Here is a 1,167-nt window from a genome sequence, read left to right on the forward strand (position 1 = left end):
TGACAGAACCTCGTTTACTCAAAACGGTAACGCCGCAGATGAGCTTTAATTACCTCGGTCAGTTAGATCAGGCAGATGGCGAAGCCAAGCTGTATATAGCAGACGAACGAAATGGACATGTTCACGATCCGAAAGCAGAAAGACAGCATTTGATCGATGTGTATGGATATGTGACAGATGGCCAGTTGCAGATGAACTTTATGATCAATCGTGAACTGCTGCAAGATCAAGAGGTGCGGTTGTTACCTGAGCGTTTTAAAGAAAAGATGGAGATCATCTTGACGCATTGTGTTGAAGCGAGCGGCGGCTTTACACCATCTGATTTTCCGATGGTTCAGCTCACGCAAAAGCAAATAGATGAACTTCCAGACAATGTAGGCGATGTGTATCCGCTGTCTCCAATGCAGCAAGGAATGCTGTTTCATGCACTGCTAGATCAAGCCTCACAAGCTTATTTTGGTCAGGTGCATATGACGCTCCAAGGCTTAACAAACGGCGATGCCTATGAACAAGCTTGGAATCTTCTTGTAGAACGTCATTCGATTTTGAGAACAAAATTCGCTTGGGAAGGGCTGAAGGAGCCTGTTCAGTTCATTCAATCAGAAGGAAGCATCCATCTCACTCAGCACGATGTGCGCCACCTGAGTGACAAGGAGCAAGAAGAGACAATCGAACACTTTTTAGTATCTGATCGTTCAAAGGATTTCCATTTAGACCATATAGATGAACCGCTGATTCGGATTGCTTTATTCCGTTGTGATGAGGAAAGATGCACGTTTGTCTTTAGTTTTCATCACATTTTAATCGATGGCTGGAGTTTGTTCAGCTTTATTCAGGAATCCTTTGCGCTGTATCGCTCTCTTGTGGACGAACGAGAGATCAGTCTTTCTACAGGCCGACCATATAAAGATTCTATCGAATGGCTGCAAAAGCAGGATCAAGAGAAGGCGCAAGAATTCTGGCAGCGTTATATGTCAGGCGTAGAGGAAGCGACACCGCTTCCAGGAGACGGCGAAGAACATGCTTTAGACCAAGAAGTAAGCATGGCGCAGTCCAGCGTCAAATTGACGCCAGAGATGCAGCAGAAGCTGGAGAAGATGACAGGCAAGCAGAAGGTCACGTTGAGCACACTGATTCAATCCGCGTGGGGACTGCTTTTGCACCTTC

At 45.9% G+C, this 1,167-nt stretch carries 1 protein-coding gene; it reads left to right on the top strand.

The window, feature by feature from the left end; all coding sequences use genetic code 11:
* Positions 1-1,167, top strand: a 1,167-nt coding sequence (locus V7659_RS31695) for a condensation domain-containing protein (protein ID WP_335543938.1), incomplete at both ends; no start/stop codon positions are given.

The organism is Neobacillus drentensis, from assembly GCF_036966985.1.
Lineage (GTDB): Bacteria > Bacillota > Bacilli > Bacillales > Cytobacillaceae > Neobacillus > Neobacillus drentensis_E.